This is a genomic window from Leuconostoc sp. BM2 (genome assembly GCF_002095565.1).
Taxonomy (GTDB): Bacteria; Bacillota; Bacilli; order Lactobacillales; family Lactobacillaceae; genus Leuconostoc; species Leuconostoc falkenbergense.
This window is the reverse complement of record NZ_MOWQ01000001.1, coordinates 84,215-110,304: the sequence shown is the minus strand read 5'-3', so window position 1 is coordinate 110,304 and position 26,090 is coordinate 84,215. Positions and strand designations below refer to the sequence as shown.

Here is a 26,090-nt window from a genome sequence, read left to right as displayed (position 1 = left end):
GCTACTTCACGTTTTGGGGAAAAACATGAAAAAAATATTTTCATCACGTACAGTTGTCACATTAATTGTTGGCATTATTGTGATTGTTAGCTTAATAGCAGGATCTAACTGGTGGGCTAAGCGCACAAACACGCCCCCTTTTTTGCAACGGTTTGGGAATGATTTAGCTGGGGGTGTCAGTCGTGTTATCGCTGTTCCTACTACTGCAATTGGGCGGACAGCTAATAGTATCGGTAACTTGCTTGATACTTTTGAAGAAAATAAAGCTTTAAAAGCAAAAATAGACGCTTTTGCACAAGATAAAGTTAGACTTCAAACTGTGCAAGAAGAAAATAAATCTCTTAAAGAGCAGTTAAAGTTAAAAGCAACATTAACAGATTATAAAACAATATCTGCTGTGACAATCAGCCGTTCTCCAACTACTTGGCAGTCACAGCTTGTCATTAATCAAGGCTCAAACGCTGGCCTAAAAAAAGGTATGCCGGTTCTTGCGGGTGCTGGTATTATTGGCCGTATTAGTGAAGTTAATACGACTAATTCGAAAGTAGCCTTAATTTCTGATACGAGTTCTGATGCCAATCGGTTTGCTATCACAATTAAAGGTGACAATGGTGATGTTAACGGGATTGTGACAAGTTTTAATCGCGAAAAGAACCAACTGATCATGGGACAGGTAACCTCTGATAATAAAATTAAAAAAGGTGACTTAGTTGAGACATCTGGATTAGGTGGTGTTATCCCCGCTGGTTTATACGTGGGGAAGGTTGCTAAAGTCAGTACTGATGATTATGGTTTGTCAAAGAAAATTTATATTGAACCGGCTGCTGACTTAGGTAACGTCACAACGGTGATGGTTGCAATTTCTCAGATTGGAGCAAATTAATGGCTTTTTGGCAGCTAACAAGATTACGTGTCATTTATCCTGTGTTGTTTGTACTTACCCTATTTATTGATGGCACTTTAATGTCAGGACTAGGTGGCATATTGACGCATTTTCCTTGGCATGTTTTACCGACCTTGACACTCGGATGGGCGTTTCTTGGTGTGCAATTTGATGTTGATAATGAATTGCCATTATGGTTTTACGTCACGCTCGTTGGTATTTTATTTGATATGTATTATACTGGTATTTTTGGTACTTATACATGTGCTTTCTTGGTGGCAGTTGCAGTTATGAAACAACTTCATCGTGTTTTAGACGAAAGGTTGCTCAGTGGCCTATTTCTCTATTTGGCTGGTTTAGTGGTGTATCTTTTTATTAGTTACTTGGCCGGTTTTATCATTGGGTTAGCTAATATTAGCTTGTTGACGTTCTTGATGTATGAAGTGTTGCCAACAGTATTCTTGAATGTGGGACTAGCAGCAGTAGTTCATTATCCGATTTGGTCTTTTTTTCAATTCTTACGTTGACAAATTAGAAAATCCTAGTATACTTAGAAACATATAATAAAACGTTGAGCGAAAGAGTAATTTTTCATAGTATGAAGAGAGTTTGCGGTTGGTGTGAGCAAGTAACTATGATTGATGAACCACATTCGCGAGTGAGTGATTGAATTGAGTAGGTCATGCCGGTAATGCCCGTTATTGCATACAGTCTTTGACTGATTGAGATGTTGACAGCGATGGCAACATGACCAAGAGGTGGTACCGCGATAAACGCCCTCTGAATACTAATTGTATTTGGAGGGTGTTTTTGTTTAGTGGTAGATTGACTGATTGAGAAGTTTTGTGTGAACAAAACTTAAATTTGGGGTGGCACCACGCATTAGCGTCCTCTTACAATGATGAAATCGTTGTAAGGGGGCGCTTTTCGTTTTATGATATATCAAAATTATAATTAATTTTTCAAAAGGAGTACAGGGCATGAGTTATTTAGCAACAATATTACCGAGTTTGTTATCAGGTTTGAAAATGACATTGGGGATTTTCTTTCTCACTATTATTGGATCAGTACCGCTGGGAATCATTGTATCTTTGGGATTGAAGTCACCATATTTCACTATTAGATGGTTGATTAATGGTTATATTTGGATTATGCGTGGGACACCATTATTGCTTCAGTTGATTTTTATCTACTATGGGCTAGGCATGATTGGTGTGACATTTCCTCGCTTTGAGGCAGCTATAATTGCTTTCATTATTAATTATGCAGCGTACTTGGCTGAAATATTCCGTGGTGGGTTACAGGCGATACCCGTTGGACAATATGATGCTGCTAAAGTGTTAGGATTTAACAAATTTCAGACATTTTTCAAAATCATTTTGCCACAAGTAATCAAAATTGTAGTACCGTCATTTGGTAATGAAGTGATTAATTTAGTTAAAGATACGTCACTTGTTTATGTTATTGGTCTAGGTGATATGCTTCGGGCCGGAAATATTGCTGCAAGTCGTGATGTGACATTAATGCCATACCTGTTAGTTGGTTTGATTTATTTATTAATGACTGCAATCGTGACGTTGCTATTACGTCGTAGTGAAAAAGTACTCAATACTTGGAGGTAACCCAATGTTAACCATTAAAAATTTGACCAAAATGTATGACCAAAATGTCATTTTCAAAAACTTAAATCTGACAGTAAAAGAGGGTGAAGTTCTCAGTATTGTTGGGCCATCTGGTATTGGTAAGACAACTTTGATTAAAATAATGGCGGGATTAGAACCTGCCAATAGTGGTGAAATTACCATTAACAATGAAGCAATTAGTATAGACGGTGAACGTTCAGATGCTAATATTGGACTCATTTTTCAAGATTTTAATCTGTTTCCTAATTTTACAGTAATGGATAACATTACTTTGGCACCTATTAATGTCAATAAAGTGCCAGCTGAAAAAGCTAAAGAACAAGCGCTATCACTTCTAGAGTCACTGGGTATGGCGGACAAAGCTGATTTATATCCATATCAACTCTCAGGTGGTCAAAAGCAACGTGTGGCAATTGCGAGGGCATTAGCCATGAGCCCTAAAATATTGGCTTACGATGAGCCAACAAGTGGTCTGGATGAATCTTCCACTAAACAGGTTGCCGAAGTTGTGAAAACATTAAAATCTCGTGGTGTAACACAAGTTATTATTACCCATGATCAATTTTTTGCAGAGATTGTTTCTGATCGTATTTTTGATTTTGCTAAGGAGGTGGTACGTTAATGCCAAGTCTGAAAAAGAAAATTATTGTCAATAGTATTGTTGGACTAGTATTTCTTGCCATTCTTATATGGGCGGGGCTCGCGTTATCACGACCAACACAAACGAAGACGAGTGATAATCAAACGACTATAGAGACCGACGAGTGGTCAAGAATCAAAAAATCTAAGCAAATTACGATTGGTTTAGATGATACGTTTGTACCTATGGGTTTTCGTGATAAAAATGGTAAACTAGTTGGATTTGATGTTGATATGGCAAATGCTGTTTTCAAAAGTATGGGCATAAAAGTTAAATGGCAGCCAATCGACTGGTCAATGAAGGAAACAGAATTGAACACTGGCAACATTGACGCAATCTGGAACGGTTATACTATTACGGCCGCTAGAAAGAAACAAGTGGCATTTTCCACACCATATCACAAGGCAACACAAGTTTTGGTAACGTTGAAAAAAAATAATATTAACAGTTTTGCTGATATGAAAGACAAGGTTTTGGGTGATCAGACTGCGTCAAGTGGTGATGAAGGATTTAATAAATATCCAAAGGTATTAAAACAGTATGTCAAGGATAATACTGTTGTAGGTTATGACACATTTGACAAAGCATTCAATGATTTGAACGCTGGACGGATTGATGGTCTTTTGATTGACGAAGACTATGCGCGTTATTATGTGGCACATCAGTCTAATCCTAATGATTATACGGTGACCGTTGGCGATTTTCCAACTGACCACACAGGTGTCGGATTCCGAAAATCAGACAAGTCGCTTCGAAAGGCTGTCGATAAAGAATTAGCCATTTTTGAAAAGGATGGTCGTTTACAGAAGTTAAGTACGAAGTGGTTTGGAAAGTAGTTAAAATCATGAAGGCGCCCAATTGGCGCCTTTTTTTGTGTTAAAATATGATTATGCCTAAAACAGTTTAATGGGGGAGATATGCTTAGAGATTCATTTTGGATAATTATAATTTTAACCTTAGTCGTCAATACGGTCGTAGCATTCATTACCGTTTTTCGCCAAAAGCGAGATATTGCGACGATTTGGGCATGGATGTTAGTGTTGCTTTTTCTACCAGTAATTGGATTTGCTATTTTTTTCTTGGCGGGCAGTCGTATCTCTAGCAAAAAAATTTTTCGTTTAAGGACACAAGAGCAGCGTGGTCTTGAACAAATTGCGATTAACCAACGTCATCAATTGGCTGATATCGAAACATTATTACCTATTCCTGAAAGTGCAAGTGAGCTATTGGGTCTATTTTTGACTTCTGACAAATCTGTACTAACACGTGGTAACAAGATTACGATATTCACCGATGGTGAGAGTAAGTTTGAAGCTTTATTTGACGATATACGTGCGGCAAAGGAACATATTCATTTAGAATACTTTACGATCTATGATGATACCATAGGTAACCAGTTAATTGATTTGTTAACCCAAAAGGCCAGTGAAGGCGTTGAAGTGAGAGTCATTTTTGATCAGTTTGGTTCTCATGGGCAACACGTCGATATGTACAAACGTTTACGGGCTGCTGGCGGTGTAGCTGTACCCTTTTTGATGCGTCGTTTTCAAGTTCTGACTTTGCGTTTTAATTTTCGAAATCACAGAAAAATTGCAATTATAGATGGCAAAATTGGCTATATTGGTGGTTTCAATGTTGGGGATCAATATTTAGGAAAATTCAAAAAGTTTGGCAATTGGCGTGACACACATACTAGAATTTCTGGTGATGCGGTGTTATCACTACAAAGTCGCTTTTTAATGGATTGGAATGCCACAGCTGAAGGAAAAGAAATATTGACACAAACGACAGCATACTTTCCTGAAAATTTTTCATTACCGGGCAAGTCTATGATTCAGATTGTTTCAAGTGGACCTGACAATGATATGAAACAAATTAAGCAAGGATTTATGCGAATGTTTGCTTCTGCACGCAAAAAAATTATGATCCAAACGCCTTACTTTATTCCTGATTCACCAGTTTTAGAAACATTGGAAATTGCTATTTTGTCAGGCGTTGAGGTTTGCCTGATGATTCCAAGTATGCCGGATCATCCGTTAGTTTATCGGGCAACTCAGTATTATGCAAAGGAATTAATTGACTTGGGGGCGACGGTTTATCGTTATGATGGTGGATTTCTTCATAGCAAAGTGGTGATGATTGATAATGAGGTGGCCACAGTGGGGTCTGCTAACATGGATATTCGTTCGTTTTCACTTAATTTTGAAGCTAATGCATTCATTTATGATCCAGAATTTGCGGTACAATTAGAGGAACTCTTTTTAAAGGATATTGAGAAATCGACACTTTTGACAGCTGATTATTTTGATCAACAATCTGTCTGGATGAAATTCAAGCAAAAGTTTAGTCGACTATTCTCACCAATACTATGAAAAAATATAGAATCAATTCAGGGGTAAATTTAGTTATTTTACCTACCACACAATTTAAAACATTACATATTGCTGTTGATTTTGTGGCGCCTGCATTAACATCTAATATCAGTGCTAGATCGCTTTTATCTTACCTTATGGCAGTCAGTGCGCGACGATACCCCACACAACAAGACGTGGCGCAAAAAACAATTGATTTATACGGGGCGCAATATCAAACCGATGTGTATCGCTTTGGTCAAACACATCATTTGCGAGTGACGATGCAATTACCAGCTCCTGATTATGTCAGTGATGGTAGCAATTTGTTAGTCAGTGCGTTTGATTTCTTAAAGGATATGATGTTTGATCCACTTGTGGGTGAGCAAAAATTTGATGATGACGTCTTTGCAAAGGAAAAGCAAAGTCTAATTAATGAATTAGAAAGCATTAGTGATGACAAATCACGTTATGCAATCAGCCAATTACGTAATATCACGTATGATGTGCCAAATTTGCAATCGTCATCGGCGGGTGATATTGATTTGGTTAAAAATTTGACATCTGAGTCAGTGTATACTACTTACAAGAATATGATCACTAATGATCTTGTAAATATTGTTGTTTTAGGTGATGTCAACGATAGTGAAGTCGCTTCACTAGTCAGCGGCTGGTCAGTCCCAGCGAGAAGGCTACCGTTTTTACAACCATTTTATCGTCAGGCGTTACGCCCAGCCACTGTCGAAAAAGAAAAACATCTTCAAGACATTAACCAAGCAATGTTGACATTAGCGATGCATCTGGATGTGCCACCGTTGGATAAGCAAAGATTTGCTGCTATGGTGATGAATGCTTTGCTAGGGGGTTCGCCTTTGTCGAAGTTATTTATGAATGTACGTGAAAAGGCCTCCTTAGCATACAGCATTTATTCAAAATGGCAGTACGACACTGGTTTTTTATTAATTGCAGCTGGATTGGATGCTGACAAGGTGGCACAAACAGAGAAAATGATTCATCAAGAAATTTTGGCTATGCAAAACGGTGATTTTGACGAGAAAGTGGTAGCTTCAATTAAAAAAAGTTTGATAAATGATTATCTCAGTCAGCAAGATTCACCTAATAGCCAAATAGAAATCGCTTTTTCACGTTTGTTGACTGGTAGTGAGACCAGTGAATTTGAATGGATTAAGCAAGTACAAGCGGTTACGTCAAATGACATTGCGCTTGTAGCACAAAAGCTTCAGATACAAAGCAGATTCATATTGTTGCCTAAGGAATAGCATGCTAGAAAAGTATTACAAACAACTAAAAGAAAAAGTATTAACCGAGACTATGCCGGATGGTTTAAAAGTGGTAATGGTGGAAAAACCGGATTATCATAAGACGTTTGCTGTTTTGACGACCGACTATGGATCACTCGATGAAAAATATCAAGTAGGGCAAGGTTCACCCAAAAAAATTCCAGCTGGAACTGCTCATTTTTTGGAGCATAAACTTTTTGAAAAAGAAAATGAAGATGCGTTTACACGTTTTGGTCAATTAGGTGCTGACGCTAATGCCTTTACAAATGCATATCAAACCAGCTATTTATTTTCTACGACGCAACATGTTGTACCCGCACTCCAGCATCTTTTGCAATTTGTCCAGACACCTTATTTTAGCGATAAAACTGTTGCAAAGGAACAGGGTATTATCGGGCAAGAAATTCAAATGTACGAAGATGATCCGAATTGGGCCGTTTATATGGGCATTTTGTCTATGATGTATCCAGAATCGCCAATGGCGCATGATATAGCCGGCACACAGCAATCTATTGCGACGATTACACCAGAATTACTATATGATGTCCACCATGCCTTTTATCAACCGAGCCAACTCACACTGCAAGTAATTGGCCATTTTGATAAGCTTGAACTTTTAGAAACAATTAGTCAAACACAACAGCTTTTTGCAAGCAACTCTTCATCAGTCACACGCTTGACGCCAAATCTTCAACCAGCGGTTAATCTGTCTGATACACGTCAGTTTAATATTTCACGGCCCAAGGTTGCGTTTGGTATTCGCATTAATGGCAAGCCGTTGCGTGGTACAATCGTCACTAAACGTACTTTAGCGGTTGATCTAATGTTGGATTTACTCTTTGGTGAGCAGACGGATTGGTATCAAAAGTTGTATAATAAAGGTATTATTGATTCAGAATTTGACACATCTTTTGATTTAATACGTGAATATCAATTTATTAGTATCTTCGCGGAAACGACAGCTTATCAGGCGTTAGAAAAGGCAATTCAAACGCAAATTAATCAATATCGCAGCGCGTTGAAGAATCAAGCCCATAATTTTGAACAACTTAAACGAGCAACCATTGGTGAAGGTATACAACGTCTAAATTCACTTGAAAACATTGCACTTCGAGGAGATGATGCCTTGTCTGGGGCTAATCTTTTTGATAAGATAGAGTTGTTACAAGATTTAACATTTGATGACATTCTTGTAACAGCCGATATAATTTTTCAGGATGCTGTACTGCAACGGTTTGTGTTGCAAAAATAGGTTTTAGGACATTTATGAGTGAAACATTAACAAATCAAATTGGTGAACAATTAAAAGCTGCTCGCCAATCTAAAAATTTATCATTGGATGATATTCAGAATATCACCAAGATTCAACGTCGTTATTTGGTTGCGATTGAGGAAAATAATCTCAGCGTTCTACCGGGTGATTTTTATGTGCGTGCTTTTATTCGTCAATATGCTTTAGCAGTTGGTTTACACCCAGATGAGGTTTTGGGAGAAAAACCACCAGTGTCGATTTCACGTAGTAGTGATTTGAGTCGCGCGCACCAAGATGATGATGGTATTATGCGCGCTGGTATTGATCATACAATGACGGCCAAGTCAAGACTGTCCAATTTTATGCCGACAATCTGGATTGGTTTGTTGATTGTGATTGCATTGGCAGTGATTTGGTTTGTTTTGACTCATGTTGGTACTGGTACATCACAAAACAGTGATAGTGGGAATGTTTCAGTTTCGTCTTCGGCTGTACCGAAATCTTCGTCAAATGCTACATCGTCAAAAAAATCAAGTTCTTCGTCCTCTGCTTCCTCTTCCAGCAAGAAAAAGTTGGATTTAGGCTCTCCCGAAACAAATACAAGTCTACAAACAACCATTTTTAATTTATCTAACGAGAGCACAAAAAAGCATACTGTTGTGATTAAGGCACAGAGTACCGGGACAACTGTTAAGGTTAGTGATGGCAATAGCAATATATTATTAAATGAGACAGTTTCGGCTGGTAATGATAAAACAGTAGAGATTCCATCTGGTACAACTTCTTTCAATGTACAATTTACTAATGTTAGCAACGCAACTTTAACTGTGGACGGTGAAACTGTGCCAGTGGATGGTGCTACTACTGCCTTTTGGAATGTTTTATTTAATCTAAATAAATAGAAGGATTTTTCATGAATTTACCTAATAAATTAACAGTTTTTCGTATTATTTTAATTCCAATTTTTATCTTGTTATTAACATTGCCGTTGGATTGGGGAAATGTGAAATTGGCGGGTACTACAGTGCCCACCACATGGTTAATTGCAGCAATTGTATTTGCAAGTGCTGCAATCACGGATTTTCTAGATGGCAAAATTGCACGCAGTCAGCACTTAGTAACCAATTTTGGCAAGTTTGCAGATCCGTTGGCGGACAAACTGTTGGTAATGACAGCATTGATTTTTCTAACCAGCTTTGGCGTTGTACCGGCATGGATGACAGCAGTTATTGTGATTCGCGAACTGGCTATTACTGGTTTAAGGACACTAATTGTTGAAAATAATGGTCAAGTGTTGGCAGCGCAAATGCCCGGCAAAATAAAAACATTTTCTCAAATGTTTGCTATTTTCTTTTTGTATATTCACAATGCACCGTTTGCCACAATTGGCTTTCCAATTGGAGACATCTTATTGTGGGTAGCGGTAATATTCACGATATATTCTGGATTAGACTACTTTTGGCAAAATAGAGTTGTTTTCTCAGATGGTTTATAGTACGTTTTCAAAGCGCTTGAAGCGCTTTTTTCGTATAACAAAGTATGAACAAAAGATAACGAACAAATGTTCGAAAAAGACTTGCTTTTGATTCTAGAAACAGTTACACTAATCAAGTAAGATAAAAGGAGTTTGCCGCATGATAACAAAAAAGACGACAAAAAAAGATGACAAAGCTAAAAAGGATGGCCGTCAGGCTGCATTAAATGAAGCGCTAAAAAAAATTGAAAAAAATTTTGGTAAGGGCTCAGTGATGACTTTAGGAGACAATGCGCTGACGCAAGTGGAAACAATTCCTTCCGGATCTGTTAAGTTAGATATCGCGTTGGGAGTTGGTGGATATCCTAAGGGTCGTATTATTGAGGTTTATGGACCGGAATCTTCTGGAAAAACGACGATTGCGCTACATGCTGTTGCTGAGGTGCAAAAGCAGGGAGGCACAGCAGCGTATATTGACGCTGAAAATGCCTTGGATGTTAAGTATGCAGAGGCTTTAGGCGTTAAAAAAGATGAGCTATTGCTTTCTCAGCCTGACACGGGTGAACAAGGTCTAGAAATTGCTGATGCATTAGTTCAATCTGGTGCGGTTGATATGATTGTGATTGATTCTGTTGCTGCGCTGGTCCCTAGAGCCGAAATTGAAGGTGAAATGGGTGACGCACACGTCGGTCTTCAGGCACGTTTAATGAGTCAGGCATTAAGAAAACTTGCTGGTACGCTAAATCGTACAGGGACCATTGCTATATTTATTAACCAAATTAGAGAAAAGGTCGGGGTAATGTTTGGTAACCCTGAAACGACACCTGGTGGTCGCGCACTCAAGTTTTATTCAACGGTTCGTCTAGAGGTTCGTCGCTCGACACAAATTAAAGATGGTACTGATGTGACCGGTAATTTAACGAAAGTTAAGGTTGTAAAAAATAAGGTTGCGCCGCCGTTTAAGGTAGCAGAAGTAGATATTATGTATGGTAAGGGAATTTCACAGACTGGTGAAATTTTAGACTTAGCAGTTGATCAGGATATTGTTGATAAAGCTGGTGCTTGGTATGCATATGAGGGCGAACGAATTGGTCAAGGTCGAGAAAAAGCTAAGGATTACCTTGATGATCCTGATCATGCTGATTTGAGACAAGAACTTTATGTTAAGGTTCGGCAAGCATACGGTATTAATAATGATGGCGACAATGTTACTACAACCTCAGATGTGCCTGAAGAAAAGGATGGTGCGGTTAGTCAAACTGCAGACTTGGATTTGGGCATTGATGATGATCTAACAGATGAACCAATTGTATAAGTTATGTAAACATTTCGGAAAAACGCTAGGGCGTTTTTCTTTTTTTTGTTACAATGCAGATAATAGATTCCTTGGAGATTAACATGACTAAAATATTGGTTGTCGATGATGAAGTAGCAATTTCAACGCTGTTACAATATAATTTGGAACAAAACGGGTACGAAGTTACAACAGCAGGAGATGGTAACTCAGCTTATCAATTAGCAAAATCAGAACAATTTGATGCAATTTTACTAGATTTGATGTTACCGAACATTGATGGCATGACGGTTTTAAAACAAATTCGTCAGGATAAAATCACAACACCGGTAATTTTAGTGACAGCTAAAGGAGACGAATTTGACCGTGTCTTTGGTTTGGAGCTTGGAGCAGATGATTATATTACCAAGCCTTTTAGCCCGAGAGAAGTGATTGCCAGATTAAAAGCGGTTTTACGTCGCTCACAAACACCCATAGTTCAGTCAGAAGAAACAGTGATTACGATTCAAGATTTGAATATCAACGATGGTAAAAAGATTGTTACTAAGGCTGGTCAGAGTGTTGCATTGACGCCACGTGAATATGATTTATTATTGTATTTCGCCCAACGATTGGGCCGTGTGATTGATCGAGAAACTATTTTGACTGCAGTTTGGGGTTATGAGTATACCGGTGAAAGTCGCATGGTTGATATGCACATTAGTAATTTACGCGAAAAATTAGAAACAAATCCCAAATCACCAGAAATATTGAAAACGGTTCGCGGATTTGGCTATACAATGATTAGCTGACGGCCTAAGGCCGTTTTTTTGTGTAAACCTTTCTTTACAATTATTTACAGAAACACGACGAAAATGGGTCGCGATTCATAACAATAACACCGTATTATATAACTTGTAAACAAGGAGCGGCCCCCAAGAGCCTCTACTACGACCTTGTTTCATTACATAATCCAAAGGGAGAAGTACATCATGAACAAAAAAGTTGCAGGTATTATCGGAGGAATCGTTGTCATTGCGGCAGGGATTGCGTTGTATACCTCTGCTAATAACAAGTCAAGTGACAGTAAATCATCATCAACGTCATCGACGAAGGTTAGTGGTAAAGTGCTATCTTTGGGATCAACTGCTTTGCAGCCATTGGCAGAACAAGTTGCTTCCTCATTCCAAGATAAAAACCCAGATGTTACAGTAACAGTTCAAGGTGGTGGTTCAGGTGCTGGTCTTAGCCAAGTATCTGATGGGTCAGCGCAAATTGGTAATTCCGATGTTTTCGCTGAAGAAAAAGAAGGCGTTGACGCTAGCAAATTAGTTGATCACAAGGTTGCTGTTGTGGGTATTGCACCTGTTGTCAATAGCGATGTCCAAATTAGCAACATTTCTAAGACGCAATTACGTGAGATTTTCACCGGTAAAATAACTAACTGGAAAGACGTCGGCGGAAAAGATGAAAAGATCGTTGTGATTAACCGTGCAACAGGGTCAGGTACTCGTGCTGTATTTGAGAAAAATATCTTAGATGGTCAAAATGCAGTGCAAGCAACTGAGCAAGATTCAAATGGTACTGTTCAAAAAATTGTTAAAACTACACCCGGTGCTATTTCATATCTAGCTTTTGCCTACCTAGATGCTGATGGTATCAAGGCGCTTAACTTGGATAACGTTAAGCCAAGTAAAGCTAATGTTGAAGACAATTCATGGCCAATCTGGGCATATGAACACATGTATACAAAGGGGAAGGCAACTGGTGTCACTAAGGCATTCTTGGATTACTTCTCAACAAAATCAGTTCAAAAGACGATTGTGCCAAAGTTGGGTTATATTGGTTTGACAGATATGAAAGTAACACGTGATTCAAGCGGAAAAGTTACTGACAAATAATTAAACTACTTTTATTCTAGTATTTACAAGCGTTTTGGGGACATATGGGGACAAGAATTATTTTTCCATAATCTTTAGAACAAGTTCATCTTGAGCTTGTTCTTTTTCTTTGAGAATATGTGCGTATGTTGTAAGGGTGATTGTGACGTTTAAATGTCCAACTCTTTTGCTGATGTAAGATATGTCGATATTATTGTGGAGCAAGTATGAAACGTGCGAATGGCGTAAACCGTGGAACCTAATTTGATTGATACCTAATTCACTTGTCATGATCTCCATACGACGCATAATGGTATTTGATGGTATTGGTACCTCAAATAACTGATCAGAGTTTGAACAGCCTTTTATCCAGCGCAAAACGTCAATTAACTTTTTAGTGATAGCAACTCGTCTAACAGAACTTACATTTTTGGGTGGAGTCACTTTTTTCATTAGTTGAGAATATGATTTGTCAATGTTTATTGTATTATTTTTGAAGTCTATATCTGAAAATGTTAAGGCTAATATTTCACCAGATCTAGCACCGCTTTCAACTGCAATCAGCACGGCTAAATAAAAAGGTTCGTTGAGTAATCTATTTTTATCTTTATATAGCCACCACTGCAATTTTTTAAACTCCGATGCCGATAAATAGTTATCATCAGTATGTTTTACAGAACCAACAGCCTTAACTCTCGAATAAATATCTTTATCTATCAGACCATCTATTTGAGCGTCTTTCAACGAACTTTTAATACTTGATAAAAATCCTTTAGAATATGCTTTAGTGTGCGTTTTTCCGAACTCATTCATTTGAGTTTGTAGAAACTGCGTAGTTAGTTTATTAAGGGGAATATCAGCGAATAATTCTTGTATATTGAGCCAATAACTGTGGTATTTAACAAACGTAGCCTCTCTTACTGTGTTCTTTTTGTAAGTTTCAGTCCATAACTTATAGTATTTTGGTAATGAAATATTACCAGCGTTAATATCCAAGCCACCGTTTACCTTAGTTTCAGTTTCAGCAGCCCAAGCGGCGGCCGTCTTTTTCAACTCAAACGTTTTGCTTGTTTTCTGCCTTAAACCACGAGCGTCAGTATAGGATACAACAGCACGCCATTTCTTCCCGCGTTTTTCAAAACTAGCCATAATAAAAACATCCTTTATCAGGGGGCTTATATCTGTTATAATCTAATAGAACGCCCCATGCGTTCGCTCTATAATGTTTAGCACACCCAGTGAACTTTTGCAGGTTGGGGTGTGCTTTTTTATGTACGCCCATAAGGGCATTTACTAATATGAATTGTCTTGTACTTTTGTTATTTTGTAAGTGGCGTCTTTGTATGATTGAACTTTATCTTGCGGAAGATATTCAAAAATTGTTTTTTGGATGCTTTCATTCGGTTTCAGTTCTACCTCTATATATTCCGGATCACCAAGCTTTGTAGTGCTAGAACTATATGCTTGCACGGTAAAGCTGTAGTTTATTTTCTTAGATGATGTGTTTTTAATGTTAACATTCATCTTTGTGTCGATATTTCCGTAACCGTCATCATTTGTTTGAAGCTGACCCAAGTCAACGTCCACATTTTTTAAATATTTGTTTGTGTTGTTACCGTTGGTTTTGTCATTAGATTTTTTGATTGATTTGTCAGCCTCTTTTCCTGCACTGTCTAAAGCAGAACTATAACTTGCTTGTGTTACTATCACGATAGCTATAGAAATAACGGAAATAATAATTGCAATAAGTGATAGCAACTTCTTATTTTTTAAGTTAAATATTAATCCAACGATTCCAAACAATAACGAAATTATTGCAATTACAAAACTACCATTGTTAACAAAAGGCATCCATGAACTTACTAGCGCAACAGCCCCTAAAACTATCGCAATAATAGACAGAACTTTTAATCGTTCCGGCTTCTTCTCTTTCATCTTTGAATCTCCATAGCTTTTTAATGTGGACGCTCGGCACATATATATGTACACCGCAAAGCGGTTTATAGAACGACAACACCTATAATCTGTGCCTCGTGTGTTTCATCAATAGGCATGTCATCATAACTCTTATTCAAAGAAACGAAGCGTGCGCCTTTTTCATCATTGACGTACTTTTTTACATATGCCTGATTATCATAGTAGGCGATAACAACTTGACCGCTGCGTGCTTCAAACGTTTTCTTAACAAAGATAATCTGTTTATCTTCAAACAACGGTCTCATAGATACACCATTGACGATAACGGCATAATCATGTTCAGGAACATCACCCTCATAGGGTACAAGTTCAGGTGTATTGTCTAATAGATATTCACCGGTACCAGCTGATACTGCACCGTATACCGAAACTTCACTTTTGTTAATTTTTGGAAACACGATAACGTTGTTTTGTTCATCTAGTTGCCTAACAGCATAGCGGTAGACATTCTTCTTGCGTGAAGTATCTAATTTATTGTAGACGGGTGATATGTCATTCACCTCAAAAGTATCACCGACAAGCTGGCTAATATTTACGCCAAACAACCCAGCCATAACAGTTACCTTGTCCATTAATGGTTTATTTCGACCAGATTCCCAAGCAGAAACAGCGGTGGGCTTAATTTTCAATAATTTAGCCAAGTCGGCCTGTGTATATCCCGCTTGTTTTCTATAATATTTTATATTTTCTGAAATGTCCATAAGTTTATATTCCTTATATAATGTCTGTACTTTAAATATACACTATAAGTGTCATTGTGTACACCTTTATTTTTAAAAACTACACTTTAAAATAAAAAAAGTGTATTTAAGTGTTGCATATACACTTCAAGTGTAGTATTATAAATGTAACGAGAAAGGAGGTAGCTAAATGGAAACAAAATTCGATTTGAAATCCGCGCGAGTTAGAGCAAATTTAACTCAGCGGGAAATGGCTCGTAAAATGGGAATGTCGCAAACATCTTACTTACGTTATGAAAAAGGTGAGTTGGTATTGCGGGTTGACCAAGCATGGAACTTCAGTAAAATTGTTGGGATTACGTTTGACCAGATTATTTTTTTTAAGTCAAACTACACTTCAAGTGTACAAAAACAAACCGCATAGAAAAAGCCCGACTAGTGAAGTAGCCGAGCATTCAAGAAAGGAGGGAGATAGATGGAAATGATTGATGACGGTAATTCATTAACAATCGATGACAAGAAGTTTGATTATGATGAACAACACGTTATAGATGTTCAGCCAATTAAAAACTCCCACGGTTACATGGAAGTTCAAGTTACTTTCTTGGTTGAATCATTTATCAAGAAATAGTTTTGCAATAGTTCTCGTGATGGTTGGAATGGTCATAGGTACGCCATTTGTTATTAGTTCAGACTTCACTTTATTCCAAGCCGTCTCTGGAATGATGGAATCCAAAAACTTGTGTCCATCTGGTGTGATGTCACTGACGAACATAACGGGCCACTTAGCTACCGTTTGTTGTGTGTGGCCAGATAAGAGCCCTTCGTCAATCGCTTGTTTGACAGCATATAAGATGTCATCAGTAGCAAAACCGTATTTGTTGATTGTCGATTGTACAACGTTGTGGACGTCTGGATTGAGAGGAGCCTCTTGAAATTCAATCATCACTGCACGCAAAGCTTCATAGTTTAGTTTCAAAACACATTATCCTTTCATTTATTTCAACCGGTACGTTGATAAATAAAGGATAGCACCAAAAATCAATTAAAGCATTAGAAAGGAAGTGAACGAATGGCTAAAACATTTGAGCTCACCGATGAACGTAAGCAACAAATTAAAACCTACAACGAGATAGGTTGGCCTGCATCTTTAACAATTCCGGTTTTGGAATTGTACGAACAAATGAGTATAAGCACAATACGGAAACACTTCTTGAGTCGTCCGGATGCCCCTTACATCAAGTTTGATGAGCGTGGTGGTGTCATACCAAGAATGGCTTGGGAAAAATTCAAAGCGTGCATAAGTATCGGCAAAACGTATGAGGGAGAAATTTAGGAAGGTAAGCAATATGGAAAATAAACAAGTTAGATATGCAACTTGGTTAGACGAGTTTATTGATTCACACGAAGATTTGAAAACGTCAATGGCTGACTTAGACAAAGAAGTTCGTCATGCAAATCAACAACAAATCGCTCGTTCAATTCGTGGATTTGGAGGCAAATAATATGCAAGAAATTATCAAGATTAACCAAAATGAGCAAGGCGAGACACGAGTAAGCGCTCGAGAGTTGCACAAGGAATTAGGCGTTAAGAAACGCTTCAGCGCATGGTTTGAACAATATCGGGAAATGTATGTTGAGGGAACTGATTTTACAAGTGTACTTTCAGGTACGGTTGTAAATAACGGCGCTGTTAAGCCACTTCAAGATTATTCTCTCACGGTCGACATGGCAAAGAACGTAGCTATGATGTCGAAGACTGAAAAGAGTCAGCAAATACGAGATTACTTTATCCAAGTCGAAGACCGCTACAAGAAGTTAGCCAACGATCCATCTTATCAAATGGCACTTGGTCTGAAAGCATCGCAGTTACTACTTGAGCAGAAAGACCAAATCATTGCCGAGATGAAACCTAAAGCTTTGTTTGCGGACGCAGTAGCAACTAGTCATACAAGCGTTCTTGTTGGTGAATTGGCTAAGATACTCAAACAAAATGGTGTCGATACAGGTGCTACACGGTTGTTCAGTTGGCTACGTGATAACGGCTACTTAATCCGACGTAACGGTACAGATTACAACATGCCAACACAGAAGAGTATGGAATTGGGATTGTTTGAAATCAAGGAAACCTCAATCGCACGCAGTAACGGCAGTGTCACAGTATCTAAGACACCTAAAGTTACCGGAAAAGGTCAGCAATACTTTATTAACAAGTTTTTGCAAGCAGCATAAGGAGAAAATAATGGAAAATATCAACAACCTACTAACGGGGTTTTCGGAACAAAAAAAGCTCATTGAACTTGCTGCAAAACAAGAAAAAGAGCTTCAAATAACACTTGATAAGTTAAGAAATTATCCCATGCTACTGCATTCCAATGACGGTGAATTCGTCGTTAGGTTTGAACAAAATGACTTTTAATGGCTGATTACTATCAAGCAATACAATGTTCGATGGCCGGTCATTGATATCAATCAACTCACCTTTGTATGAATTTATAAAGTCTATTATTTTTTCAAGCTTTTCAGCGTTAGACCACTTTGGCCAACGATGTGCAAATTTTATATAATGAGCCTTTTTAAATTCCGTCAAAAAATCAATAATCTGCTCACTATTTGTGGATTGATCAATACTTATAGTTTGTGTATCGCCATCCGAATCGGTGTAATGAGTCCAGCATTTACCGTCGTGGTAATCTACGAAGTTTGCCATAAATGAAATATTGTTTTTATCACTAACGACAATTTTAGGATTTACACCAAAAGCGTGAACATACAACAACGAAACGTTTTGAATCTGTTTTAAATTCATTTTAAATTTTTCCTTTCAATTTACTAGGCAGTGCAATGCCAGTAATTAAAGGATAGCACCACACAAACAATAAAACATTAGAAAAGAGGTCGGCATGTCAAAGAGTGCAGATTTAGAAGACATAAGGCAGTCGTTGCTTGACTACGCACAGGCAGCAATTAGCAAAGGTCGTGAGGCGATAGAGGGTGAGCTGTCTATCAACTACAGACCGATTGACGAAGCCGAAAAGGCATTGGATTTATTTGAAAGGGTAAGCAAATAACATGTGGTTTTTACAAGTAGTAGCAACAATCGTAATTTTGGTTTTGGTATTCGTACTAGGCTTATCACAAGGTGAAGCACAGGAGCGTGAACGAATCGAAAAGCAACGCAGATTTGAAGCAATGGGCGGTAAGAGCAGCTCAAACAAGTATTTCTGACAAAAGAAAAACGCTTAGCAAAATTGGAGTTGGCTAAGCGCAGTAGGTATAAATTGTCTTGAAAAATAATTTATACCTCGATTATATCAAGAAATGAGGTAAAAGCAAATGGATAGATTACGTAAGCTTCGTAAAGAGCGAAACGTGACGCAACAAGAATTAGCAGATGAAATGTTGGTAACAAAACGAACGTTGGCTAGATACGAATCAGGAGAAAGCGAACCACGATCGTCAATGGTATTCGATTTAGCTGATTATTTCAAAGTATCAATTGATTATCTGGTCGGAAGGAGTGACGTTAGATGATTGAACCGCAAGACGCATTACACTTCGGAAGACCAGACGTTGAAGACGAACGTTGGCGTTACAAGCAAGAGCTATTGGATAAGTTGCATAGCGAGCGTGACGATTTGTACACGAAGCGTGATGACCTCGAAAACCAAATGTTAGAGGTTGACAACGAAATATCAGAGTTAGATGCAACGATTAACAATATAGAACACGGAGATTAAGCATGGCAAACGAAATAACAATCATTGATGACTTCGGACAAAACTTTGGTCTTAGTCTTTTGAACGACAAAGAGCAATTACAAGAGTTAGATAACGACCAACTAGAAGATTTGGTCTATCTGATTAAGCATTTGAAAAATGGTATTTCTAAAGTGGATAAAGAACTGAAAGAGCGGTTAGATAGTGGCTCACAGTTCAAACACATCACTTACGGTGAAAGCAAAAAAGTGTCAATCGATAAGGATAACGATAAAAATAAAAAAGACTTCGTTAATAACTATGGATGGGCCGCAGTGGAAGTAAAATCTCCAAAACAACTTAAAGATTTATTTGGCGAAAAAATTCAAGATGATCTAGACAAAGTTGTGGTCTATGACACGCAGAAGAGGGTGAAGTATGAGTAATAAAATGACATTCGTTGAACTTCAAAACCACATGAATTTGAAGAAACAAGCAGGTCAACAAGTTAAGTACACATATCGTAGTGCAGAACAGATTTTGCAAACGTTCAAGACGTTAGACAGTGGTTGGGAAATTGCTTTGAATGATGAGATTGTGACGGTTGCAAATCGTATCTTTATCCAATCCATTGCAGAGGTAACAGACGGCACAGATAAGCGTAGCAGCCGTGCGTTTGCGGAGTTGGCAGATGTTCCAGTGTTAAACACTCAAAAAGGCGAGAGAAAGCAAATGAGCGAGCCACAGTGGACTGGAGCTGTTAGCAGTTACTCACGCAAGTACGCATTACAGGGACTGTTTGGAATTGCTGATATTGATGTTGATGAATTAGAACTCGAACAACAAGCTTTCAAAAAGAAAGAGGAAGTCAAGTCACGATATTTTAATTCTGAAATTATGAATGCAATTTCAAAAGAACAAGTGTTACAGATAGCAAAGGAAGCTAAGCAGTACGGTCAAGGTCACGCAATTTTAGACGCATATAAATTAAAGATGAATCAGTTAGAGGAGAAAACAAATGATTAACAGAGTAGTGCTTATTGGTCGATTGACCAAAGACGTTGAAGTTAGATACACACAATCAGGTGTGGCAGTTGGGACATTTAGTTTAGCCGTTAATCGTCAATTTACGAATGCTAGTGGCGAACGTGAAACGGACTTTATCAACGGCGTTATCTGGCGTAAAGCAGCCGAAAACTTCGCTAACTTCACACACAAAGGTTCACTGGTAGCTATCGAGGGACGGTTGCAAACACGCAACTATGAAGACGGAAACGGTAAGCGTGTTTATGTCACAGAGGTTGTAGCTGATAATTTCAGTTTGTTGGAAAAGAAGAGTGACAGTCAGCAATCAGCACCGAAGACACAAGCACCTGATCCATTCGCAAATCAAGGCAATAAGCCAAACGAACTGGACATTTCAGATGATGATTTGCCTTTCTAAGAGGTAACACATGGCACAACGAAGAATGTTTAGTAAAAAAGTGACAGATACAGATATATTTCTGGATATGCCGTTATCTACACAAGCGTTGTATTTCCATTTGAATATGCACGCAGATGATGATGGTTTTATCGACAATACCAAAACAATTCAACGAATGATCGGGTCGAGTGATGACGATAGAAAGTTGTTAATTGCGAAACAATTTTTACTACCTTTCGACAATGGTGTTGTCGTGATAAAAGACTGGCGTGTTCACAATTATATTCAAGGTGACCGGTATCATAAAACCCAGTATATCAACGAAAAAAGCCAATTAGTTGTTGAAGAAAATAATACGTATACAAAACGTATACAAGATGTATCCAACATGGATACGCAGGTTAGGTTAGGTAAGGATAGGTTAGGTAAGGATATAGATAATACCCCCAAACCCCCAAAGGGGGCTGTCACTAATGATGAATTTGAATCTATCTGGAAAATTTATCCAAAAAAGTCTGGCAAGACAAATGCGATGAAAGATTTCAATAAAGCGTTAAAAGCTGGTGTTAGTCCTGAATTGATTAAGTCAAAGCTGGAAGAGTATTTGAAACAAATCAAAATCAAGGGGACACCAAAGCAGTATATCAAGAACGGTTCAACATGGTTTCATCAAAAAGGTTGGGAAGATGAGTACGACTTTACACCTGATGTGCAGCGTGGCTATGGTAACAAGAAACAGATTATTGAGCCACAGTTAGCGAGTGTTTCAGAACCAGTTGAGGAGCCAGAAAGGGAGTTACCAGAATGGCTGACGGACGTGGCAAAGGACCTTTAGATTTTGTACTCCTAGCAATCAGATTAAAGGCAATGGGAATACCGACATCTAGTAACAGTCAATCATTCCCAGCGGTTAATTTTGAAGAGCTAGGCAGACGATTAAAAGAAAATGGATCACTCACAAAAATGGTTAAATGCGCTAGTGCTAATTACGTATCAATTTTAGAAGTTTGGCAGAGTACACCAGAAGCGATTGCGGTATTGCAAGAGATGAGAAAGGAAGCGAAACTCAGTGACAGAGCTATTCGCAAAACTGAATAAGGTTGAACCAAACAAAGGTTTAATCACGTTGCAGTTGAGCATCGAAGATATTCACACGCTAGAGAAGTATCACGCCAGCGGACAGCAACAGGTGGTGTCATTGATAGCGAGTGATGAAAACGGTGTGTCAGCGCAACAGCGAAAGTTTGCGTTTGCATTGTTACACGACATCTGGCTATCTCAAAAAGGTGGTTACTGGGTGCAAGAAGTTGAAACACTTAGGCGGCATTTCTACGCAGCATACGAATACTACAATGGTTTAGATTTTGGTGACTTTAGCCTAAGCAATGGCAAAGGTACTAAGACAGATACAAACCAGTTCATCAACATGTTACTAGATTATGCAGCGATACATGACATTAGTTTGAGTGTGAAGCCGTTGAACGAGTTAGAGCCGCAGGAAATTGCACGGTGGGAGTACAGATGTTTGCTAGACAAGCGCTGTGTAATTTGCGGTAAGTCTCACGCCGATTTGGCACACGTTGATAGTGTGGGTGCACATGGTGGTAATCGTCAGAAGATAAACCATTTAGGATTGCGAGCAATGAGCCTGTGCCGTGAACATCATCAAGAGCAACATAAGATAGGCATTCAGTCATTTATGAACAAGTACCACCTGAACGGCCTCAAGATTGACGAAAAAATAGCATTGGCACACGGACTGAATATAAAGTGATTTAAGCGATTAAAAGTAGTTTTAGTGTAATTATGCCAAACTGATGTTTGTACAGCACAAACAGGCGTTTTGGTACGAATAAGAGCAAATGAGCAGAAAGGAAACAATATGGATTTAGTGGCAGGTTTGGTAGCACGAGAAAGACAGTATGGCTATATGTCTGACGAGGCGATTTCTTGGTTCAGAAAAGAAATGTCTAAAAGCACATACAATGACGGAAATGTTGAGTATGATTCAACAGGTCGCAGGCTGCCAGCGATTGAACAGCTTCCTAAAGGTGTACAGGCAGATATTGTTGAGATGTATCGGTTGGGCTATACACAGACCGAGGTGGCTAACTATTTTGATTTATCAACTAGAAAACTATCGACGTTTTATAACAAGATGTTCAAGACTGGTGTTTTGGTTAAAAATACAGCAAAAGAGCGGTTTCAAATGCACGAAGAGTTGATACGTCAAGAAGACAGAGGACGTTTCAACAGCGCAAAGTTAAGTATCGCTCACGGTCGAAGAAAAGCATGACAAAATTTATTTTTGAAAGTGAATTGTCAGGAGACCCAGCGCCACACAACCAGTCGCGGTTTAATCCAAAGACACGTCAAGTGTTTAAGGGTGCTAGAGAAAAAGCCTATATTCAAGAGCTTGAGTATCGACTACGTGCCGAACTTATCAAGGATAAGGAATTTGAAAGTTACGGTGAAGTTCCAATCAAGGTTGACTACATCTTTGGTTTTGCACCAACTAAGTCATGGAGCAAGAAAAAGATACAGCGTGCTTTGAGCCATGAGATTTACCCGACAGAGCAAAACAAAGGCGATTGGGACAACTTGACCAAGTCAACGCAAGACAGGCTAAACAAGCTAATCATAGTTGATGACAGATTTATCGTGGACGGCAGAGCGAGAAAGATATTCACGCCTAAGCCGTATCTAAGAATTGAGATTGAGGAAATATAGCAATGAAAACATATTACAGCATTTATGTGAATGATGATTTCTGGAGAGCTTTTGATACAGAGCGTGAAGCTAAGAAATATTTATATGAATTTCAAAAGACACATCATGTGAAGACAGAAATTATCGCAACAGGTGGCAAGAAAAGCAATGTTGGTAGGTGAATAAAATGACAAACTATGCGACAGAATTTTGTGTCGTGGAAAGGCAACGAGGATTCGATGAAGCTTGCACATGGATGCAAAAACAGGTAAAACCTGAAACAGCAGGAGGGGAGGAAAGCGACCGTTTTTGGAGTGAAAACAAAACCCAAGCTTTAATAACTATGTTAAGTGACGGTTATGGAATTGATGAAATATCTGCGAAATTAGGTAAGACGATACCACAGATATACGCTAAAAGAAGAGTGTTAGCCAGCAAAGGGGTAGTAAGTAAGCCTGTTCCACCATCGGAGATAAAAAAACAGCGCAATGGTCAATTTATTGCGTTGGTTGAACAAGGTGAAAATAACGTTCAATTAATCGCCGATAAAATAGGTTGTTCCACTACGGCTGTCTATGGGTATGCCAAAGCAACTGGCTACGAAATAAAGAGTGGGAGAGTAATAATATGACAATCGAAGAATATAAAAGACAGTCAATTAAACGTATCAATAAGCAAGCAGCAGTTTCAGGGGCGTTTACAAATTGTTTTGATACACGCGCGCAATCCGAACGGAAACGTACATCAGAACGCAAGCGCAGATTAAAGGCATTGGTCAGAAGTAACATTACTGAAATTGACGTACTTGCACAGTATTTTATGATCAGCGTGAACACGATTAAAAAGATTGCCTATTCTGCTGGTTATCGTATCAGCAATGGGCAAGTTGTGGAAAGTGTGATGAGGTGAAGATAGTTAGCTTACAGAGCGTGGGATTGGGAGCGAATGATGGTTGATAAAGTATTGTTTAGTTCCGATAGCATGTCTTGGGAAACTCCTAAAGATTACTTTGATAAGTTGAATAGAAAATTCAAGTTTGTGTACGGATTTTAAGAACGGAGCGAATAGTTATGCGAGAGATTAAGTTTAGAGCATGGAATACCATTACAGAACGTTATTATTACAATATTCAAAATGTTCATGACGCAGACATCGGTGATAGTTTTCAAAACATTTTAGATAACTATGAACTAATTGTTGAACAATACACAGGTCTCAAAGACAAAAACGGTGTTGAAATTTATGAAAATGATATTGTAAAAACATTTGGAGCGAACATATATGTAGTTGAGTTCTATGATGGTAAATTTAATCCCGTTTCAGACATTGAAGCAAGCGATTGGGAAGTCATTGGTAATGTACATGAGAACGAGGATTTATTGAACGACACCGACCGTATCAGTCCTGATGACATCGGCAATGATATTCATGAGTTTTTACACGGAGGAGATAAGTGATGACTGAACCAGTAGCATATATGTTGTCGGATTTTGTAGGTAATGATTTTACGTCATTAGAATTGCCTAAAAATCCAAATAATCCAAGAGGATTGTATTTTAAAGAGCAGTTACACCCACGTGTGAAGATGACACAAGTTGAATTTGATGAATTTAAATTATTATATAATCTGCTTCGCGTATCAACTGTTATAAGAATTATTAACACGGTTCAAAATAACGAAAGTAAAAGGTTCACTAATTTAAAATTACGTTTAAATAAAACAGGTAAAGACTTAGAGCTGATTATATTATGGGCCGATTATGACGCAGACAACCCAGAAGAAACGATTGAGATTGTTCCTGAAATGAAGTGGTTTGTGAGAAGTAAGCAACAATATCAACCAGATATGGATCAGGGAATTTTTGAAAGTGGTTATCTTTATTTAACACAAGGCAATATTTATAGCATTGAATATTATGAAACAACCGCATTCAAAGATGATGCTCAACAATTTGACACCAAAGAAGAAGCTGAACTTTTGACTAACCCACTAACAGAAGCGGTGCAGTTACCGGTGGAGGACGAGTGATGTGGATAAAAAAACAAGTATATCAAAACCTCATGGACAGTATCTATCGGAGCGATATGGATATAAATATCCTAAAGCAACGATTGCGTAATTTCGAAAAGCAATCAGAACTTGATGAACTTTTCAATGATATGGGATACAAGAAGTCGCAGATGTTTAAAGTGGATCTAATATTGCCAGCGTTTTACATTATGGAATATAACGAAAAAGGTGCGGCTGAATTATATGGTGGCAGAGTGATGAATGGACACGACCTCTATAAGATTGTTATAGAAAAAGATGTGACTATTGAAAGATTGGTTATTGTTCCGGTTAAAATTTTGGAGGTCAGCAATGATTGAAATAGGACACAATTTACAGCATGCGATTGAGCTTGGCATGTTAGTGTCAGCAATGGTCGCAGTTACTTATATTTTATTTAAATATTATGGAGGTAGGAAATGACCGAAGAAGAAAAAAATGTTCTTGTAGACTTTAAAAAGAATTGGACATTTACCCAATTTATAAATGCAATTGAAGGTAACTACGAACACAATATGTACTTTGAAAAAGTTGAAAAAACATTTAGAAAAATGCGTATTGATAACGGATATATGATTGATGAGGATAAATTGATGTTAGCATGGTTACACCCAGAAACAATCAAGATAGTTGACGAATAGTTAAAGGAGCAAGCCATAGATAAATGAAAGTAATAGAAAAACAAGTATACATCGTGGGTTTCCGCAAGACAGATAATGACGAGTGGGAAACATCAGGTGCTGCTTATGGTAATCAAATTGACGCACAAGCAGTCATGAATAAATTGAGTAAAGAGACACCACAACAGTTGAAGCTGTTTAAATTTGGAAGGGCAATACCAGTTAATTAGAAA

Annotated in this window: 43 protein-coding genes and 1 other annotated feature; of the genes, 38 read left to right on the top strand and 5 right to left on the bottom strand. The window is 38.1% G+C overall.

What is annotated here, in order from left to right; genetic code table 11:
* Nucleotides 1-25 precede the first annotated feature (25 nt).
* The 13 genes from mreC (at nucleotide 26) to BMG01_RS00565 (ending at nucleotide 12,718) form a co-directional block, all read left to right on the top strand.
* The gene (gene mreC, locus BMG01_RS00625) at nucleotides 26-883 is read left to right on the top strand and encodes a rod shape-determining protein MreC (RefSeq protein ID WP_004914316.1); all 858 of its coding nucleotides are present in this window, start codon (nucleotides 26-28) and stop codon (nucleotides 881-883) included.
* Nucleotides 883-1,410, top strand: a complete 528-nt coding sequence (mreD, locus tag BMG01_RS00620; RefSeq protein WP_004914318.1) for a rod shape-determining protein MreD — start codon at nucleotides 883-885, stop codon at nucleotides 1,408-1,410. The genes mreC and mreD overlap by 1 nt, the downstream gene beginning before the upstream one ends.
* Before the next feature lie 35 nt (nucleotides 1,411-1,445).
* Nucleotides 1,446-1,779 (top strand) — a binding site (T-box leader).
* A gap of 84 nt (nucleotides 1,780-1,863) precedes the next feature.
* Entirely contained in the window at nucleotides 1,864-2,505 is a 642-nt protein-coding gene (locus BMG01_RS00615) for an amino acid ABC transporter permease (RefSeq protein ID WP_004914322.1), read from the top strand.
* Nucleotides 2,506-2,509: 4 nt separating this feature from the next.
* Nucleotides 2,510-3,148, top strand: a complete 639-nt coding sequence (locus tag BMG01_RS00610) for an amino acid ABC transporter ATP-binding protein (RefSeq protein ID WP_004914323.1) — start codon at nucleotides 2,510-2,512, stop codon at nucleotides 3,146-3,148.
* The gene (locus tag BMG01_RS00605) at nucleotides 3,148-4,002 is read left to right on the top strand and encodes an amino acid ABC transporter substrate-binding protein (protein ID WP_004914328.1); all 855 of its coding nucleotides are present in this window, start codon (nucleotides 3,148-3,150) and stop codon (nucleotides 4,000-4,002) included. The genes BMG01_RS00610 and BMG01_RS00605 overlap by 1 nt, the downstream gene beginning before the upstream one ends.
* 81 nt (nucleotides 4,003-4,083) lie before the next feature.
* Nucleotides 4,084-5,538, top strand: coding sequence for a cardiolipin synthase (gene cls, locus BMG01_RS00600; protein WP_004914332.1), 1,455 nt, complete (start codon nucleotides 4,084-4,086; stop codon nucleotides 5,536-5,538).
* Complete coding sequence (gene yfmF / locus BMG01_RS00595; protein WP_004914334.1) at nucleotides 5,535-6,797, top strand: EF-P 5-aminopentanol modification-associated protein YfmF; 1,263 nt, start codon at nucleotides 5,535-5,537, stop codon at nucleotides 6,795-6,797. The genes cls and yfmF overlap by 4 nt, the downstream gene beginning before the upstream one ends.
* A 1-nt stretch (nucleotide 6,798) precedes the next feature.
* A complete protein-coding gene (gene yfmH, locus BMG01_RS00590; protein ID WP_004914336.1) occupies nucleotides 6,799-8,070 on the top strand; it encodes an EF-P 5-aminopentanol modification-associated protein YfmH in 1,272 nt (423 codons plus the stop codon).
* A 14-nt stretch (nucleotides 8,071-8,084) separates the two neighbouring features.
* Nucleotides 8,085-8,972, top strand: coding sequence for a RodZ family helix-turn-helix domain-containing protein (locus BMG01_RS00585; RefSeq protein ID WP_004914338.1), 888 nt, complete (start codon nucleotides 8,085-8,087; stop codon nucleotides 8,970-8,972).
* An 11-nt stretch (nucleotides 8,973-8,983) separates the two neighbouring features.
* Complete coding sequence (gene pgsA, locus BMG01_RS00580; protein ID WP_004914341.1) at nucleotides 8,984-9,565, top strand: CDP-diacylglycerol--glycerol-3-phosphate 3-phosphatidyltransferase; 582 nt, start codon at nucleotides 8,984-8,986, stop codon at nucleotides 9,563-9,565.
* 139 nt (nucleotides 9,566-9,704) lie between these two features.
* Nucleotides 9,705-10,859 carry a recombinase RecA gene (recA, locus tag BMG01_RS00575; protein WP_004914345.1) on the top strand — a complete coding sequence of 385 codons (1,155 nt, stop codon included), beginning with the start codon at nucleotides 9,705-9,707 and terminating at the stop codon, nucleotides 10,857-10,859.
* 83 nt (nucleotides 10,860-10,942) lie between these two features.
* Nucleotides 10,943-11,629 carry a response regulator transcription factor gene (locus BMG01_RS00570; RefSeq protein ID WP_004914348.1) on the top strand — a complete coding sequence of 229 codons (687 nt, stop codon included), beginning with the start codon at nucleotides 10,943-10,945 and terminating at the stop codon, nucleotides 11,627-11,629.
* 180 nt (nucleotides 11,630-11,809) lie between these two features.
* Nucleotides 11,810-12,718: a phosphate ABC transporter substrate-binding protein gene (locus BMG01_RS00565; protein WP_004914351.1), complete on the top strand. Its 909-nt coding sequence runs from the start codon at nucleotides 11,810-11,812 to the stop codon at nucleotides 12,716-12,718.
* Between the two features lie 57 nt (nucleotides 12,719-12,775).
* Here BMG01_RS00565 and BMG01_RS00560 read toward each other — a convergent pair whose 3' ends face one another.
* The 3 genes from BMG01_RS00560 to BMG01_RS00550 all read right to left on the bottom strand — a co-directional run bounded on the left by BMG01_RS00560 (nucleotide 12,776) and on the right by BMG01_RS00550 (nucleotide 15,375).
* Complete coding sequence (locus BMG01_RS00560; RefSeq protein WP_004914355.1) at nucleotides 12,776-13,846, bottom strand: site-specific integrase; 1,071 nt, start codon at nucleotides 13,844-13,846, stop codon at nucleotides 12,776-12,778.
* Between the two features lie 144 nt (nucleotides 13,847-13,990).
* Nucleotides 13,991-14,632, bottom strand: a complete 642-nt coding sequence (locus BMG01_RS00555; protein ID WP_084013406.1) for a DUF308 domain-containing protein — start codon at nucleotides 14,630-14,632, stop codon at nucleotides 13,991-13,993.
* A gap of 65 nt (nucleotides 14,633-14,697) precedes the next feature.
* A complete protein-coding gene (locus tag BMG01_RS00550) occupies nucleotides 14,698-15,375 on the bottom strand; it encodes an XRE family transcriptional regulator (protein WP_084013405.1) in 678 nt (225 codons plus the stop codon).
* A gap of 169 nt (nucleotides 15,376-15,544) precedes the next feature.
* Here BMG01_RS00550 and BMG01_RS00545 point away from each other — a divergent pair, with 169 nt between their 5' ends.
* Nucleotides 15,545-15,778: a helix-turn-helix transcriptional regulator gene (locus BMG01_RS00545; protein WP_084013404.1), complete on the top strand. Its 234-nt coding sequence runs from the start codon at nucleotides 15,545-15,547 to the stop codon at nucleotides 15,776-15,778.
* Nucleotides 15,779-15,829: 51 nt separating this feature from the next.
* On the top strand, nucleotides 15,830-15,985 hold the full coding sequence (locus tag BMG01_RS11155) for a hypothetical protein (RefSeq protein ID WP_004914367.1): 156 nt from the start codon (nucleotides 15,830-15,832) through the stop codon (nucleotides 15,983-15,985).
* Here BMG01_RS11155 and BMG01_RS00540 read toward each other — a convergent pair.
* Complete coding sequence (locus BMG01_RS00540; RefSeq protein ID WP_004914370.1) at nucleotides 15,968-16,333, bottom strand: DUF2513 domain-containing protein; 366 nt, start codon at nucleotides 16,331-16,333, stop codon at nucleotides 15,968-15,970. The two genes, BMG01_RS11155 and BMG01_RS00540, sit on opposite strands and share 18 nt — an antisense overlap.
* A gap of 93 nt (nucleotides 16,334-16,426) precedes the next feature.
* Here BMG01_RS00540 and BMG01_RS00535 point away from each other — a divergent pair, with 93 nt between their 5' ends.
* The 3 genes from BMG01_RS00535 to BMG01_RS00530 are packed head-to-tail and all read left to right on the top strand — an operon-like array spanning nucleotide 16,427 to nucleotide 17,586.
* Nucleotides 16,427-16,690, top strand: coding sequence for a hypothetical protein (locus BMG01_RS00535; RefSeq protein ID WP_036067039.1), 264 nt, complete (start codon nucleotides 16,427-16,429; stop codon nucleotides 16,688-16,690).
* Nucleotides 16,691-16,703: 13 nt separating this feature from the next.
* Complete coding sequence (locus BMG01_RS11150) at nucleotides 16,704-16,859, top strand: hypothetical protein (RefSeq protein WP_004914376.1); 156 nt, start codon at nucleotides 16,704-16,706, stop codon at nucleotides 16,857-16,859.
* A gap of 1 nt (nucleotide 16,860) precedes the next feature.
* Nucleotides 16,861-17,586 (top strand): phage antirepressor KilAC domain-containing protein, encoded by a 726-nt coding sequence (locus BMG01_RS00530; protein ID WP_004914380.1) that lies wholly within the window; start codon nucleotides 16,861-16,863, stop codon nucleotides 17,584-17,586.
* A 130-nt stretch (nucleotides 17,587-17,716) separates the two neighbouring features.
* Here BMG01_RS00530 and BMG01_RS00525 read toward each other — a convergent pair whose 3' ends face one another.
* Nucleotides 17,717-18,163: a hypothetical protein gene (locus BMG01_RS00525; RefSeq protein WP_004914383.1), complete on the bottom strand. Its 447-nt coding sequence runs from the start codon at nucleotides 18,161-18,163 to the stop codon at nucleotides 17,717-17,719.
* Between the two features lie 94 nt (nucleotides 18,164-18,257).
* On the opposite strand from BMG01_RS00525, the gene BMG01_RS11265 reads away from it, so the two are divergent.
* From BMG01_RS11265 to BMG01_RS00435, 20 genes are all read left to right on the top strand, one after another.
* Nucleotides 18,258-18,425 carry a hypothetical protein gene (locus BMG01_RS11265; RefSeq protein WP_004914386.1) on the top strand — a complete coding sequence of 56 codons (168 nt, stop codon included), beginning with the start codon at nucleotides 18,258-18,260 and terminating at the stop codon, nucleotides 18,423-18,425.
* A 1-nt stretch (nucleotide 18,426) separates the two neighbouring features.
* Nucleotides 18,427-18,582 (top strand): hypothetical protein, encoded by a 156-nt coding sequence (locus BMG01_RS11260; RefSeq protein ID WP_004914387.1) that lies wholly within the window; start codon nucleotides 18,427-18,429, stop codon nucleotides 18,580-18,582.
* Nucleotides 18,583-18,690: 108 nt separating this feature from the next.
* On the top strand, nucleotides 18,691-18,888 hold the full coding sequence (locus BMG01_RS00520; protein WP_004914390.1) for a helix-turn-helix domain-containing protein: 198 nt from the start codon (nucleotides 18,691-18,693) through the stop codon (nucleotides 18,886-18,888).
* Nucleotides 18,885-19,094, top strand: a complete 210-nt coding sequence (locus BMG01_RS00515; protein WP_004914394.1) for a hypothetical protein — start codon at nucleotides 18,885-18,887, stop codon at nucleotides 19,092-19,094. Before BMG01_RS00520 ends, BMG01_RS00515 begins: the two co-directional genes overlap by 4 nt.
* Before the next feature lie 2 nt (nucleotides 19,095-19,096).
* Nucleotides 19,097-19,498, top strand: coding sequence for a hypothetical protein (locus tag BMG01_RS00510; protein ID WP_004914397.1), 402 nt, complete (start codon nucleotides 19,097-19,099; stop codon nucleotides 19,496-19,498).
* A complete protein-coding gene (locus BMG01_RS00505; RefSeq protein WP_084013403.1) occupies nucleotides 19,491-20,078 on the top strand; it encodes an ERF family protein in 588 nt (195 codons plus the stop codon). The genes BMG01_RS00510 and BMG01_RS00505 overlap by 8 nt, the downstream gene beginning before the upstream one ends.
* Entirely contained in the window at nucleotides 20,071-20,496 is a 426-nt protein-coding gene (gene ssb, locus BMG01_RS00500) for a single-stranded DNA-binding protein (RefSeq protein WP_084013402.1), read from the top strand. The genes BMG01_RS00505 and ssb overlap by 8 nt, the downstream gene beginning before the upstream one ends.
* 10 nt (nucleotides 20,497-20,506) lie before the next feature.
* Nucleotides 20,507-21,313 (top strand): DNA replication protein, encoded by an 807-nt coding sequence (locus BMG01_RS11375; RefSeq protein ID WP_233127261.1) that lies wholly within the window; start codon nucleotides 20,507-20,509, stop codon nucleotides 21,311-21,313.
* Nucleotides 21,283-21,576: a hypothetical protein gene (locus tag BMG01_RS00490; RefSeq protein WP_084013401.1), complete on the top strand. Its 294-nt coding sequence runs from the start codon at nucleotides 21,283-21,285 to the stop codon at nucleotides 21,574-21,576. The genes BMG01_RS11375 and BMG01_RS00490 overlap by 31 nt, the downstream gene beginning before the upstream one ends.
* The gene (locus tag BMG01_RS00485; RefSeq protein WP_084013400.1) at nucleotides 21,548-22,252 is read left to right on the top strand and encodes a putative HNHc nuclease; all 705 of its coding nucleotides are present in this window, start codon (nucleotides 21,548-21,550) and stop codon (nucleotides 22,250-22,252) included. Before BMG01_RS00490 ends, BMG01_RS00485 begins: the two co-directional genes overlap by 29 nt.
* A gap of 108 nt (nucleotides 22,253-22,360) precedes the next feature.
* Nucleotides 22,361-22,774, top strand: coding sequence for a hypothetical protein (locus BMG01_RS00480; RefSeq protein ID WP_084013399.1), 414 nt, complete (start codon nucleotides 22,361-22,363; stop codon nucleotides 22,772-22,774).
* The gene (locus BMG01_RS00475; protein WP_084013398.1) at nucleotides 22,771-23,208 is read left to right on the top strand and encodes a RusA family crossover junction endodeoxyribonuclease; all 438 of its coding nucleotides are present in this window, start codon (nucleotides 22,771-22,773) and stop codon (nucleotides 23,206-23,208) included. Before BMG01_RS00480 ends, BMG01_RS00475 begins: the two co-directional genes overlap by 4 nt.
* Nucleotides 23,209-23,210: 2 nt before the next feature.
* Nucleotides 23,211-23,369 carry a hypothetical protein gene (locus BMG01_RS11255; protein ID WP_171030162.1) on the top strand — a complete coding sequence of 53 codons (159 nt, stop codon included), beginning with the start codon at nucleotides 23,211-23,213 and terminating at the stop codon, nucleotides 23,367-23,369.
* A 5-nt stretch (nucleotides 23,370-23,374) separates the two neighbouring features.
* Nucleotides 23,375-23,818 (top strand): hypothetical protein, encoded by a 444-nt coding sequence (locus BMG01_RS00470; RefSeq protein ID WP_084013397.1) that lies wholly within the window; start codon nucleotides 23,375-23,377, stop codon nucleotides 23,816-23,818.
* Nucleotides 23,815-24,096 (top strand): hypothetical protein, encoded by a 282-nt coding sequence (locus tag BMG01_RS00465; RefSeq protein WP_036088662.1) that lies wholly within the window; start codon nucleotides 23,815-23,817, stop codon nucleotides 24,094-24,096. The genes BMG01_RS00470 and BMG01_RS00465 overlap by 4 nt, the downstream gene beginning before the upstream one ends.
* A gap of 161 nt (nucleotides 24,097-24,257) precedes the next feature.
* Nucleotides 24,258-24,644 carry a YopX family protein gene (locus BMG01_RS00455; protein WP_084013396.1) on the top strand — a complete coding sequence of 129 codons (387 nt, stop codon included), beginning with the start codon at nucleotides 24,258-24,260 and terminating at the stop codon, nucleotides 24,642-24,644.
* On the top strand, nucleotides 24,644-25,216 hold the full coding sequence (locus BMG01_RS00450; protein WP_084013395.1) for a hypothetical protein: 573 nt from the start codon (nucleotides 24,644-24,646) through the stop codon (nucleotides 25,214-25,216). The genes BMG01_RS00455 and BMG01_RS00450 overlap by 1 nt, the downstream gene beginning before the upstream one ends.
* Nucleotides 25,216-25,557, top strand: coding sequence for a hypothetical protein (locus BMG01_RS00445; RefSeq protein WP_084013394.1), 342 nt, complete (start codon nucleotides 25,216-25,218; stop codon nucleotides 25,555-25,557). Before BMG01_RS00450 ends, BMG01_RS00445 begins: the two co-directional genes overlap by 1 nt.
* Nucleotides 25,558-25,656: 99 nt before the next feature.
* Nucleotides 25,657-25,878, top strand: a complete 222-nt coding sequence (locus tag BMG01_RS00440) for a hypothetical protein (protein WP_084013393.1) — start codon at nucleotides 25,657-25,659, stop codon at nucleotides 25,876-25,878.
* A 23-nt stretch (nucleotides 25,879-25,901) separates the two neighbouring features.
* Nucleotides 25,902-26,087, top strand: a complete 186-nt coding sequence (locus BMG01_RS00435; RefSeq protein ID WP_084013392.1) for a hypothetical protein — start codon at nucleotides 25,902-25,904, stop codon at nucleotides 26,085-26,087.
* Nucleotides 26,088-26,090: the final 3 nt, after the last annotated feature.